Genomic DNA, 12,269 nt, shown 5'->3' on the forward strand with positions numbered 1-12,269 from the left:
TTAGGGCATAAACTGCACCAGTTTTTATTTTTGTGATGAAGTACAGTGTCAGGAAAGATAAGTTTTATTACGCTTTGTCGATACGTTTTATCGTCAATATACCGGTAAGGATGAGTAGATTAACGTCAGATGAGCAACCGCTCAGGCTATTGCTCACAGAAATGTAAAACGTAGCACATTATTAATTGTCGTTATGGGTGTGCCGTACAGCCATAACGTAAACCAACAGGTTTGCCACATTTGTGGTAGGGAAGGGGGTGAAAATCCCCCGCAGCCCCCGCTGCTGTGATGCTGACGACCCCGTAAAGACCACTGATCGCAAGATTGGGAAGGACGGGCGAGGAGGACGCTAAGCCAGAAGACCTGCCTGTCGGTGATAACCAACAACTTCGGTGGGAAGTGGGTTGCGAAGACGCGTACAGTCGAAAGACTGAACATGCGCGTACCTGTATACCCCTACCACCCTGAACAGGATCAGGGTAATGGCGGCAAGGCATCACGCATTTATTCTTGCAGGCACAGGAAGCGGTTGCGGCAAAACCACGGTGACGCTTGGTTTGTTGAGGCTGCTGCAAAAACGCGCGCTGCGCGTACAGCCGTTTAAAGTTGGGCCAGATTACCTTGATACCGGCTGGCATACCGCTATCTGTGGCGTGGCGTCCCGTAATCTTGACAGTTTCATGCTTCCTCCTCCTGTTCTCAACGCCTTATTTTGCGAACAAATGCGGCAGGCGGATATCGCTGTCATTGAAGGGGTCATGGGGCTGTATGACGGCTATGGCGTCGACCCCAATTACTGCAGCACAGCCGCGATGGCCAAACAGCTTGGTTGCCCGGTCATCCTACTGGTGGACGGCAAGGCTGTTTCAACGTCGCTTGCGGCTACCGTTATGGGATTTCAGCACTTCGACCCGACCCTCAACCTCGCGGGCGTGATTGTGAATCGCGTCACTAGCGACGCCCACTATCAGCTCCTCAAAAATGCCATTGAACATTATTGCTCACTGCCGGTACTGGGGTATGTCCCTCCTTGCGACGGCGTCGCATTACCTGAACGCCACCTGGGGTTGATTACCGCCAGAGAATCCCTCGTCAATCAGCAATCATGGCATGATTTTGCCGCCTCGCTGGAACAAACAGTGGATGTGGATGCGCTACTCTCGCTGAGCGTGTTATCAGCGCTTCCGGCGGGAATGTGGCCTGAACGCCCCGATAACACAGCGGGGGCAGGGCTGACGCTTGCTCTGGCGGATGATGAGGCCTTTAACTTTTATTACCCCGATAACATCGATTTGCTGGAGCGTGCCGGCGTTAACATTGTGCGTTTTAGCCCACTGCATGACCGCGCATTGCCTGATTGTCAGATGATCTGGCTGGGCGGTGGATATCCTGAATTATACGCCGCGGATCTGGCGGCAAATACGGTGATGTTAAAACATTTGCGGGCGGCGCATCAGCGCGGCGTGGCGATTTACGCGGAGTGTGGCGGTCTGATGTATCTGGGGAGCACTCTGGAGGATAGCGGCGGGGAAATTCATCAGATGGCGAATATTATCCCCGGTCACAGCAAAATGGGTAAGCGACTCACCCGCTTTGGTTATTGTGAGGCGCAGGCTATGCAGCCAACGCTATTGGCGGCGCCTGGCGAGATAGTGCGCGGCCATGAATTTCACTACTCAGATTTTATCCCCGAAACACCCGCCGTTATGGCCTGTCGTAAGGTTCGCGATGGCCGCGTGTTACAGGAATGGACTGGCGGCTGGCAGACAGGCAACACGTTTGCCAGCTATCTGCACGTCCATTTCGCCCAGCGTCTGGAAATGTTGCAGCACTGGCTGGCGGCGGCGAGGCGCGTATTATGACGATCCTTGCCTGGTGTATCGCCTGGGTGCTGGATTTTATCATCGGCGACCCTCAACACTGGCCCCATCCGGTACGCTGGATAGGCCGATTAATTACGTTTGTGCAGCGTATTGTTCGACGCTATTGTCCCGGCGATAAAGCGCTGCGGATTGGCGGCGGCGTAATGTGGGTTGTGGTTGTCGGGGCGACCTGGGGCGTGGCATGGGGCGTACTGGCGCTGGCGCAGCGGATTCACCCCTGGTTTGGCTGGAGCGTCGAAGTCTGGATGATCTTTACCACGCTGGCCGGACGCTCTCTGGCCCACGCCGCGCAGGAGGTTGAACGACCGTTACGGAAGAACGACCTTGCGGAAAGCCGAATAAAACTCTCCTGGATCGTCGGGCGCGATACGTCGCAACTTCAGCCAGCGCAGATCAATCGCGCCGTGGTGGAAACGGTTGCAGAAAACACCGTTGACGGCATTATCGCGCCGCTCTTTTTCCTCTTTCTCGGCGGCGCGCCGCTGGCGATGGCCTACAAAGCCGTCAATACCCTGGATTCAATGGTGGGCTACAAACATGAAAAATACCGGGCGATTGGTATGGTCAGCGCCCGTATGGACGACGTAGCGAACTATCTTCCTGCCCGACTGAGCTGGCTGTTGCTGGGCATTGCGGCAGGACTGTGTCGCCTGAGTGGTTGGCGGGCGCTGCGTATTGGCTGGCGTGACCGTTATAACCACAGTAGCCCAAATTGCGCCTGGTCGGAAGCGTGTGTGGCCGGCGCCTTAGGAATCCAGCTCGGTGGCCCAAATAACTACTTTGGCGAGCGTGTGGACAAGCCCTGGATAGGCGACGCGCAGCGCGATATTTCCGTGGACGATATTTCCCGAACGATTCGATTGATGTGGGTCGCTTCAACCCTGGCGCTGGCGCTGTTTATTGCGGCGCGGTGCGGGTTATCTGGCGTGGCCTGAGGACGACAGTATGCATTATATCCAGCAGCCCCAAACCATTGAGGCCAACAGTTTCACCATTATTAGCGACATTATTCGCGAAACGCGTCCTGATTACCGTTTCGCCAGTCCGCTCCATGAGGCCATTATCAAGCGGGTTATTCATACCACCGCCGATTTCGACTGGCTGGACATTTTGTGGTTCTCTGCCGATGCGCTGGAGCAGCTTTGTGATGCGTTACGCCATCCGTGCATTATTTATACCGATACCACGATGGCGCTGTCCGGCATTAATAAAAGATTACTGGCGACGTTTGGCGGCGAGTGTCGCTGTTATATCAGCGATCCGCGCGTGGTGCGCGCCGCACAAACGCAGGGGATTACCCGTTCAATGGCCGCCGTCGATATCGCTATCGCCGAGGAGGAGAAAAACAAGCTCTTTGTTTTCGGTAATGCGCCGACGGCCCTGTTCCGTTTGCTTGAACATAACGTGACGGTGAGCGGCGTGGTGGGCGTACCGGTAGGCTTTGTCGGCGCGGCGGAGTCCAAAGAGGCGCTCACCCATAGCCATTTCCCCGCGGTTGCCGCGTTAGGGCGTAAAGGCGGCAGTAACGTGGCTGCCGCTATCGTCAATGCGTTGCTCTATCACCTCCGGGAGGCCTGATGAGCGAGCTTTCTTTTGACGCGCCGGTCTGGCGCCACGGTAAAGCGTTACGTAAAGGATATACCACCGGTTCCTGCGCGACGGCGGCGGCAAAAGTCGCCGCGCTGATGGTATTACGTCAACATCTGATTCATCAGGTCTCCATCGTCACGCCGTCGGGCGTCACGCTATGCCTGAACGTGGAGTCGCCGCACATTGAAGGCCAGCAGGCGATAGCCGCAATTCGTAAAGATGGCGGCGATGACGTGGATGCCACGCACGGAATGCTGATTTTTGCCCGCGTTACGCTCAACGACAGCGGTGAGATTACGCTCACTGGCGGCGAAGGTATTGGTACGGTAACGCGTAAAGGGGTTGGACTACCGCTCGGGAGCGCCGCCATCAATCGTACGCCGCGCCATACCATTGAATCTGCGGTGCGCGAAGCGATAGGCCCGGCGCGTGGGGCCGATGTGGAGATTTTTGCCCCGGAAGGCGAAGTGCGGGCGCAAAAAACGTATAACTCGCGGCTTGGCATTCTTGGCGGCATTTCCATTATTGGCACTACCGGCATTGTGACGCCGATGTCGGAAGAAAGCTGGAAACGCTCGCTATCGCTGGAACTGGAGATCAAACGGGCGTCAGGATTAACGCGGGTGATACTCGTGCCGGGCAACCACGGCGAACGGTTTGTTCGCGAACAAATGGGCGTCGACACACAGGCAGTCGTCACCATGAGCAATTTTGTCGGCTACATGATTGAAGAGGCGGTACGGCTGGGATTTTGCCAGATAGTGCTGGTGGGTCATCCTGGAAAATTGATCAAAATCGCCGCCGGGATCTTTCATACCCATAGCCATATTGCCGATGCGCGCATGGAAACGCTGGTCGCGCATTTAGCTTTACTGGGCGCGCCGCTGGAGTTACTCACCCTGGTCAGCGATTGCGATACCACCGAAGCGGCAATGGAGCACATTGAAGCATATGGCTTCGGGCATATCTATAACCATCTTGCCAGGCGCATTTGTTTGCGAGTCATGCAGATGCTGCGTTTTACCAAAACGCCGCCTGTCTGCGACGCCATCCTGTTTTCTTTTGATAACCATATTCTCGGCAGTAATCGTCCCGTCGACGAGATTGCTAAGGAGCTGCAATGCTAACGGTCGTGGGAATGGGGCCCGCCGGACGGCATTTGATGACCCCTGCGGCGCTGGAAGCGATAGACCACGCCGATGCGCTGGCAGGCGGTAAACGGCATTTGGCGCAGTTTCCGGCGTTTGGCGGCGAACGATTTACGCTGGGCGCGGATATTGGCGCGTTGTTGTCCTGGATTGCCGCCCGCTGGGATAAAAGGATCGTGGTGCTGGCCTCCGGCGATCCGCTGTTTTATGGCATCGGTACACGCCTGGTGGCGCATTTTGGTATCGAACAGGTTCGCATTATCCCTGGCATCAGCGCCGTACAGTATCTGTGCGCACAGGCTGGAATTGATATGAATGACATGTGGTTGACCAGTAGCCACGGTCGTTGCGTCAGCTTCGATCAGTTGGCGAGCCATCGCAAAGTGGCGATGGTCACGGATGCCCGCTGCGGGCCGCGAGAAATCGCGCGGGAACTGGTCGCGCGGGGTAAAGGGCATCGCTTAATGGTGATTGGTGAAAATCTGGCGATGGAAAATGAGCGGATCCACTGGCTACCCGTCAGTGCGGTCAACGCCGACTATGAAATGAATGCAGTGGTGATCCTGGATGAAAGATGAGCTTTTTCTGCGCGGCGAGAACGTGCCAATGACCAAAGAGGCGGTACGGGCGCTGGTGCTGTCGAAACTTGAGCTCCACCGCGCCAGTCACCTGATTGACGTCGGGGCGGGAACGGGAAGCGTCTCAATTGAAGCGGCGCTGCAATTTCCTTCGTTGCAGGTGACGGCTATCGAGCGTAATCCTGCCGCGCTACGGCTGCTTGATGAGAATCGTCAGCGCTTTGCCTGCGGCAATATCGATATTCTCCCCGGCGAAGCGCCAATGACCATAACCGGGAAAGCCGATGCGGTGTTTATGGGCGGCAGCGGCGGGCATCTGACGGCGCTGATTGACTGGGCGATGGGCCATCTGCATCCCGGTGGCCGTCTGGTGATGACCTTTATCTTGCAGGAAAACCTTCATAGCGCGCTGGCGCATCTTGCGCACATCGGCGCATGCCGAATGGACTGTGTACAGCTTCAGCTTTCATCGTTAACGCCGCTGGGGGCGGGACACTATTTCAAACCGAACAACCCTGTTTTTGTTATCGCCTGTCAGAAGGAAGAAAACCATGTCAGAGACATTTGATCCACGCTGTGTATGGTTCGTCGGCGCCGGGCCGGGCGATCGCGAGCTGATCACGCTTAAAGGCTACCGCCTGCTGCAACAGGCGCAGGTAGTTATCTATGCCGGTTCGCTGATCAATACCGAACTGCTGGATTACTGCCCCGCGCAGGCAGAACGCTACGACAGCGCCGAACTGCATCTTGAGCAGATTATCGAGCTGATGGCTGCGGGCGTGAAAGCGGGAAAAACGGTGGTGCGGTTGCAAACGGGCGATGTCTCGCTGTACGGCTCCGTACGTGAGCAAGGCGAAGAGTTAACCCGCCGTGGTATCGACTGGCAGGTAGTGCCTGGCGTCAGCGCGTTTCTCGGCGCTGCGGCGGAGCTGGGTGTGGAATATACCGTACCGGAGGTATCGCAGAGTCTCATTATTACCCGTCTGGAAGGGCGTACGCCAGTACCGGCGCGCGAACAACTGGAGGCGTTCGCCAGTCACCAGACGTCGATGGCGATTTATCTCTCCGTTCAGCGTATTCACCGAGTGGCGGAACGTCTCATTGCCGGCGGTTATCCGGCAACTACGCCTGTCGCGGTCATCTATAAGGCTACCTGGCCGGAAAGTCAGACCGTTCGCGGCACGTTAGCGGATATTAGCGACAAAGTACGTGATGCAGGCATCCGTAAGACGGCGCTAATCCTGGTCGGGAATTTTCTGGGTAAGGAGTATCACTACTCAAGACTTTATGCAGCGGACTTTAGCCATGAATACCGTAAAGCCTGAATCCATTGCGTTGTTTTGCCTGACGCCCGGCGGCGTGGCGCTGGCAAAGAGACTCGCCGCGATGCTGCCGTTAACCTGCTTTACCAGTGAAAAACTGCGGGAAGAGGGATTTATTCCCTTCGATGGCGGATTCGCTAATACCGCGCGGCAGGCTTTTACCACTTATACCGCGCTTATTTTTATCGGCGCGACCGGCATTGCCGTTCGTGTCCTGGCGCCGTTAGTGAACGACAAGTTCAGCGATCCTGCGGTGGTCGTCATTGATGAACGTGGTCAGCATGTCATTAGCCTGCTTTCCGGTCATGCGGGCGGGGCCAATGCCTTGACGCGCTACCTGGCAGGAATGTTAGGCGCCGATCCGGTGATTACCACGGCAACGGATGTCAATGAGATGTCCGCGTTGGACACCTTAGCTTTCCAGCTTAACGCCCGCATGACCGATCTTCGAACGGCGGTAAAAACCGTTAACCAGATGTTGGTCAGTCATCAACGTGTGGGGTTATGGTGGGATGCCGAACTAACGGAAGAGATCGGCCAGTGTGATATTCGCGGTTTTATCCCTGTTGATGATTTGCAGCGGCTGCCTGAACTGGATGCGCTTATCTGCGTCTCTTTGCGTAATGACCTCCCTGAGCTTCCCGTACCGCACTGGAAACTGGTGCCCCAGCGTGTGGTGGCGGGAATTGGCTGTCGCCGCGATACGCCATTTCCCCTGTTAGCGACATTACTGGCGCGCCAGCTTGAAGCGCAGAAACTCGATCCGCTGGCGTTAAAAGCGATTGGCAGCGTCACGCTCAAAAAAGGGGAGCCGGGGCTTATTCAGCTCGCCTCCTGCTGCCGCGTGCCTTTTAAAACCTTTACCGCCGAAGCGTTGCGCGAATTCGAACACCATTTTCCCGGTTCTGGCTTCGTCAGAAAAACGGTGGGCGTTGGCAGCGTATCCGGCCCGGCTGCGTGGTTATTAAGCCAGGGACAATTGTTAGGCGAGACCCTGCGAGAGCAGGGCGTCACTATTACTTTAGGAGTTGCACACTGATGTTGAGCGTAATTGGTATTGGCCCCGGTTCGCAGGCAATGATGACGATGGAGGCGATTGAGGCGCTTCAGGCGGCGGAAATCGTCGTGGGCTACAAAACCTATACCCATCTGGTTAAAGCATTCACCGGCGACAAACAGGTGATCAAGACCGGCATGTGTAAGGAAATTGAACGCTGCCAGGCGGCTATTGAACTGGCGCAGGCCGGTCATAACGTAGCGCTCATCAGCAGCGGCGACGCCGGTATTTACGGCATGGCGGGTCTGGTGCTGGAGCTGGTGAGCAAGCAGAAGCTGGATGTAGAGGTTCGTCTTATTCCGGGGATGACCGCCAGTATCGCAGCCGCCTCGCTGCTGGGTGCGCCGCTGATGCACGACTTCTGTCATATCAGTCTCAGCGACCTGCTGACCCCGTGGCCGGTTATTGAAAAACGCATTGTTGCCGCCGGAGAGGCAGACTTTGTTATCTGTTTTTACAACCCGCGCAGCCGCGGGCGCGAAGGGCATCTGGCGCGCGCGTTTGACCTGCTTGCCGCCAGTAAAAGCGCGCAAACGCCGGTTGGCGTGGTGAAATCCGCCGGACGTAAGAAAGAGGAAAAATGGCTGACTACGCTCAGCGATATGGATTTTGAACCGGTAGATATGACCAGTCTGGTCATCGTCGGTAATAAAACGACCTATGTTCAGGATGGGCTGATGATAACGCCGCGAGGTTACACGCTGTGAGTGAGGGGGAGGTGCTGGTGGTGGGCGGCACCAGCGATGCGCGCGCGTTATGCCGACAACTGGATGCGGCGAACGTCGCGTACACCTTATCCGTGGCGACGCCAGCCGGAAAAGCGCTGGCTGGCGACATTAAAGGGCAGGTGCGCTGTGGTCGTCTGGAGTACGGGCAGATGGTCGCCTGGCTAAAAGAAAACCGTACTCGCTGGGTAATAGATGCATCGCATCCTTATGCAGAAATGGTCAGCCATAACCTCCTTCGCGCCTGTGAAACGGCAGGCGTGTTGTTAAGTCGTTATCAGCGTCCGGATCAGCTTAGCAATCTGACGCATCCGCTTCTCTATACGGCGCGCAGTATTGCCGATGCCTGCGAGATAGCGAGGCGTTTTGGTCCGCGCGTGTTACTGACGACCGGCAGTAAAGATCTGGCCGTCTGGCGTGCCGGGCTGGCGGAAAAAACGTTGCTGGCGCGCGTACTGCCCGTGGCGGAGGTGATTCAACGCTGCAGCGAACTGGGGTTCGGCGTTGGAGAAATTTTCGCACTGTGTGGGCCGTTCAGCGCTGATTTTAACGCCGCGTTTTACCACCAGTGCCGGGCCGACGTAGTCATTACCAAAGCGTCCGGCGCGGAGGGGGGATATCAGGAAAAAGTTCAGCCCTGTCTGGATGCGGGCATTCCCTGCATCGTTATTGCGCGCCCGACGCCGCTTGTGACGGGTGATGAGTTACTGGAAAGCCAGGCCGCCTTTGCGCAGCGTTTATCGCGCTGGCTGGCCGCAGCTAAGGAGTAAAAATGAAAAAAGCGCTTCTGGTGGTCAGTTTTGGCACCAGCTATCACGACACCTGTGAAAAAAACATTGTGGCGTGCGAACGTGATCTGGCGGCGTCCTGTCCCGATCGCGACCTGTTTCGCGCCTTCACTTCCGGAATGATCATTCGCAAGCTTCGCCAGCGTGACGGTATCGACATCGATACGCCATTACAGGCTTTGCAAAAGCTTGCCGCACAGGGATATCAGGACGTGGCGATTCAGTCGTTGCACATTATTAACGGCGACGAATATGAAAAAATTGTCCGTGAGGTACAACTCTTGCGTCCGTTATTCACTCGCCTGACGCTGGGCGTGCCGCTGCTGAGCAGCCATAACGATTATGTGCAGCTAATGCAGGCGTTGCGACAACAGATGCCATCGCTCAGACAAACGGAGAAAGTCGTTTTTATGGGCCACGGCGCCAGCCATCACGCATTCGCAGCTTATGCCTGTCTCGATCATATGATGACCGCGCAGCGCTTTCCGGCGCGCGTCGGCGCCGTAGAAAGCTACCCGGAGGTCGACATCCTGATCGACAGCCTGCGTGACGAAGGCGTCACCGGCGTACATTTGATGCCATTAATGCTGGTGGCGGGCGATCACGCCATTAATGATATGGCTTCAGACGACGGCGACTCATGGAAAATGCGCTTTAACGCGGCGGGCATTCCGGCGACGCCGTGGCTGAGCGGGCTGGGAGAAAACCCGGCTATCCGGGCGATGTTTGTCGCGCATTTGCACCAGGCGCTGAACATGGCGGTAGAGGAGGCGGCATGAACGGTAAATTATACGCATTAAGTACCGGGCCAGGCGCGCCCGACCTGATAACCGTCCGCGCAGCGCGGATTCTTGGCTCGCTGGACATTCTGTATGCGCCCGCCGGTCGTAGGGGGGGCGATAGTCTGGCGCTGTCGATTGTGCGCGACTATCTCGGCGAGCAGACGGAAGTACGTTGTTGCCATTTCCCTATGAGCGCTGACGGCGCCGAGAAAGAAGCGGTCTGGAACGAGGTTGCCGCCGCGCTTACCGCAGAGGTGGAAGCGGGTAAACAGGTCGGTTTTATTACCCTGGGCGATGCGATGCTATTCAGTACCTGGATTTTTTTACTCCAGCGAATCGGCTGTCCGGAGTGGCTGGAGATTGTCCCCGGCGTCACGTCCTTCGCCGCGATAGCCGCCCGCGCGAAAATGCCGCTCGCCATAGAACGGCAATCGCTGGCGGTTATTTCTTGTACCGCGCCGGAAGCGGAAATAGCCCAGGCGCTACAACAGCATGATAGCCTGGTGTTGATGAAAGTGTATGGCCGGTTCGCCCGTATTAAAGCTTTGCTGGCGCAGGCTGGCCTGCTGGAATGCGCCTTAATGATGTCCGAGGCCACACTGCCCGGCGAGCAGTGCTGGCGCCATCTCCACGAGGTCAACGATGATCGACCGTTGCCCTATTTTTCGACCATTCTGGTCAATAAACAGTGGGAGTATGCAGAATGAAACTTGAACAGCAGCTTCGACAGTTGTCTTTCAGTGGACTGGCTGCAGCGCTATTGCTGATGGTTGTCCCGCAACAGGCGTTTGCGATGCATATCATGGAGGGCTTTTTACCGCCAGTGTGGGCGCTGGCCTGGTGGTTACTGTTTTTACCCTGCTTGTGGTATGGACTGGTGCGCTTACGGCGTATTGTGCAGGAGGATAATCATCAGAAGGTACTGCTGGCGCTGTGCGGCGCGTTTATTTTTGTCCTGTCCGCGCTCAAAATTCCGTCGGTAACGGGGAGTTGTTCACATCCGACCGGCGTTGGTCTGGCGGTTATCTTGTTCGGGCCCGGGGTGGTGGCGATTCTCGGTGCGGTTGTGCTGTTGTTTCAGGCGCTATTGCTGGCGCACGGCGGCCTGACGACGCTTGGCGCAAACGGAATGTCGATGGCGGTGATTGGCCCGGTTGTCGGTTATCTGGTGTGGAAAATGGCCTGCCGTGCCGGACTGCGCCGTGATGTCGCCGTTTTTCTGTGCGCGATGCTGGCGGATTTGGCGACCTATTTTGTGACTTCAGTCCAGCTTGGCGTTGCGTTTCCCGATCCCCATGCCGGAGCGACAGGGTCTGTTGTGAAGTTTATGGGGATTTTCTGCCTCACGCAGATTCCTGTCGCCATTGCCGAAGGTTTATTAACCGTCATGATTTATGACCAGTTAACCAAACGGCAAGTGATTACCGTACAAGGACATTAAAATGAAAAAAACGTTGATGTTGTTAGCGATGGTGGTGGCGCTGGTGATTCTGCCGTTTTTTATTAACCATGGCGGTGAATATGGCGGTTCAGACGGCGAAGCGGAAAGCCAGATTCAGGCTATTGCGCCGCAGTATAAACCCTGGTTTCAGCCGTTATATGAACCTGCCAGCGGTGAAATTGAAAGCCTGCTGTTTACCCTTCAGGGCTCTCTTGGCGCGGCGGTGATTTTTTATATCCTGGGGTATTGCAAAGGTAAACAACGCCGTGATGACCGGGCTTGATCGACTCAGCTATCAAAGCCGCTGGGCACACGTTGCGCCGCAGCGCAAGTTTTTGCTGTGGCTGGCGATGATGATACTGGCGTTTGCTCTGCCGCCTGTAGGGCAGGGCATTGAGCTGCTGATCATTGCCGGATTGAGCTGTTGGCTATTGCGCATATCCCTCTGGCGCTGGTGTCGATGGATGGCGATACCTTTTGGATTTTTGTTGGTCGGCGTGATAACGATTATCTTCAGCATCAGCCGCGAGCCGCAAATGCTGCTGGCTGGCATATCTGTCGGGCCGTACTGGATCGGGATTACCCGTGCGGGCGTGGTCACGGCGAATGACACGTTCTGGCGTAGCCTGACGGCGCTGTCCGCGACGTTGTGGCTGGTGATGAACCTACCGTTTCCGCAGTTAATTAGCTTGCTTAAGCGCGCGCATATTCCACGCCTGCTTACCGAGCAAATCCTGTTAACGTGGCGCTTTCTCTTTATTCTTCTGGATGAGGCGGCGGCAATTCGTCGCGCGCAAACGCTGCGTTTTGGTTATTGCAGCCTGCCGAACGGCTATCGATCTCTGGCAATGCTGACTGGACTCCTGTTTACGCGGGTGTTAATGCGTTATCAGCAAATGACCACCACGCTGGATATCAAACTGTATCAGGGTGATTTTCACCTGTAAGGACTATT

General features: G+C 56.2%; 15 protein-coding genes and 1 riboswitch. All 15 genes read left to right on the top strand.

Annotated features, from left to right (window positions below; genetic code table 11):
- The first annotated feature begins 210 nt into the window (after positions 1-210).
- A riboswitch (cobalamin riboswitch) is annotated at positions 211-386 on the top strand.
- A 96-nt stretch (positions 387-482) separates the two neighbouring features.
- From ACLJPQ_RS05915 to ACLJPQ_RS05985, 15 genes are read left to right on the top strand one after another with little or no spacing between them, the layout of a single operon-like run.
- On the top strand, positions 483-1,862 hold the full coding sequence (locus ACLJPQ_RS05915; RefSeq protein ID WP_000741250.1) for a cobyrinate a,c-diamide synthase: 1,380 nt from the start codon (positions 483-485) through the stop codon (positions 1,860-1,862).
- Positions 1,859-2,818, top strand: coding sequence for an adenosylcobinamide-phosphate synthase CbiB (gene cbiB / locus ACLJPQ_RS05920; RefSeq protein WP_000153647.1), 960 nt, complete (start codon positions 1,859-1,861; stop codon positions 2,816-2,818). Before ACLJPQ_RS05915 ends, cbiB begins: the two co-directional genes overlap by 4 nt.
- A 10-nt stretch (positions 2,819-2,828) precedes the next feature.
- Positions 2,829-3,461, top strand: a complete 633-nt coding sequence (locus ACLJPQ_RS05925) for a cobalt-precorrin-8 methylmutase (RefSeq protein ID WP_000558988.1) — start codon at positions 2,829-2,831, stop codon at positions 3,459-3,461.
- On the top strand, positions 3,461-4,600 hold the full coding sequence (gene cbiD / locus ACLJPQ_RS05930) for a cobalt-precorrin-5B (C(1))-methyltransferase CbiD (protein WP_023206672.1): 1,140 nt from the start codon (positions 3,461-3,463) through the stop codon (positions 4,598-4,600). Before ACLJPQ_RS05925 ends, cbiD begins: the two co-directional genes overlap by 1 nt.
- Positions 4,594-5,199, top strand: a complete 606-nt coding sequence (locus ACLJPQ_RS05935) for a cobalt-precorrin-7 (C(5))-methyltransferase (protein ID WP_076737160.1) — start codon at positions 4,594-4,596, stop codon at positions 5,197-5,199. Before cbiD ends, ACLJPQ_RS05935 begins: the two co-directional genes overlap by 7 nt.
- The gene (locus tag ACLJPQ_RS05940) at positions 5,189-5,767 is read left to right on the top strand and encodes a decarboxylating cobalt-precorrin-6B (C(15))-methyltransferase (RefSeq protein ID WP_023204216.1); all 579 of its coding nucleotides are present in this window, start codon (positions 5,189-5,191) and stop codon (positions 5,765-5,767) included. Before ACLJPQ_RS05935 ends, ACLJPQ_RS05940 begins: the two co-directional genes overlap by 11 nt.
- Positions 5,751-6,524: a cobalt-precorrin-4 methyltransferase gene (locus ACLJPQ_RS05945; RefSeq protein ID WP_000004870.1), complete on the top strand. Its 774-nt coding sequence runs from the start codon at positions 5,751-5,753 to the stop codon at positions 6,522-6,524. Before ACLJPQ_RS05940 ends, ACLJPQ_RS05945 begins: the two co-directional genes overlap by 17 nt.
- Positions 6,505-7,560, top strand: a complete 1,056-nt coding sequence (gene cbiG, locus ACLJPQ_RS05950; RefSeq protein ID WP_001098923.1) for a cobalt-precorrin 5A hydrolase — start codon at positions 6,505-6,507, stop codon at positions 7,558-7,560. The genes ACLJPQ_RS05945 and cbiG overlap by 20 nt, the downstream gene beginning before the upstream one ends.
- Positions 7,560-8,285, top strand: coding sequence for a precorrin-3B C(17)-methyltransferase (locus tag ACLJPQ_RS05955; RefSeq protein WP_080184636.1), 726 nt, complete (start codon positions 7,560-7,562; stop codon positions 8,283-8,285). The genes cbiG and ACLJPQ_RS05955 overlap by 1 nt, the downstream gene beginning before the upstream one ends.
- Positions 8,282-9,073: a cobalt-precorrin-6A reductase gene (locus tag ACLJPQ_RS05960; RefSeq protein ID WP_080184635.1), complete on the top strand. Its 792-nt coding sequence runs from the start codon at positions 8,282-8,284 to the stop codon at positions 9,071-9,073. The genes ACLJPQ_RS05955 and ACLJPQ_RS05960 overlap by 4 nt, the downstream gene beginning before the upstream one ends.
- A 2-nt stretch (positions 9,074-9,075) precedes the next feature.
- Positions 9,076-9,870, top strand: a complete 795-nt coding sequence (gene cbiK / locus ACLJPQ_RS05965; RefSeq protein WP_000709784.1) for a sirohydrochlorin cobaltochelatase — start codon at positions 9,076-9,078, stop codon at positions 9,868-9,870.
- Entirely contained in the window at positions 9,867-10,580 is a 714-nt protein-coding gene (locus ACLJPQ_RS05970) for a cobalt-factor II C(20)-methyltransferase (RefSeq protein ID WP_064034883.1), read from the top strand. The genes cbiK and ACLJPQ_RS05970 overlap by 4 nt, the downstream gene beginning before the upstream one ends.
- Entirely contained in the window at positions 10,577-11,314 is a 738-nt protein-coding gene (gene cbiM / locus ACLJPQ_RS05975; RefSeq protein ID WP_000764336.1) for a cobalt ECF transporter S component CbiM, read from the top strand. The genes ACLJPQ_RS05970 and cbiM overlap by 4 nt, the downstream gene beginning before the upstream one ends.
- Position 11,315: 1 nt before the next feature.
- The gene (locus ACLJPQ_RS05980; protein WP_000753212.1) at positions 11,316-11,597 is read left to right on the top strand and encodes an energy-coupling factor ABC transporter substrate-binding protein; all 282 of its coding nucleotides are present in this window, start codon (positions 11,316-11,318) and stop codon (positions 11,595-11,597) included.
- Entirely contained in the window at positions 11,584-12,261 is a 678-nt protein-coding gene (locus ACLJPQ_RS05985; protein WP_000147125.1) for an energy-coupling factor ABC transporter transmembrane protein, read from the top strand. The genes ACLJPQ_RS05980 and ACLJPQ_RS05985 overlap by 14 nt, the downstream gene beginning before the upstream one ends.
- The last annotated feature ends 8 nt before the right edge of the window (positions 12,262-12,269 follow it).

Source organism: Salmonella sp. SAL04213, from assembly GCF_046550535.1.
GTDB classification, from domain to species: domain Bacteria; phylum Pseudomonadota; class Gammaproteobacteria; order Enterobacterales; family Enterobacteriaceae; genus Salmonella; species Salmonella enterica.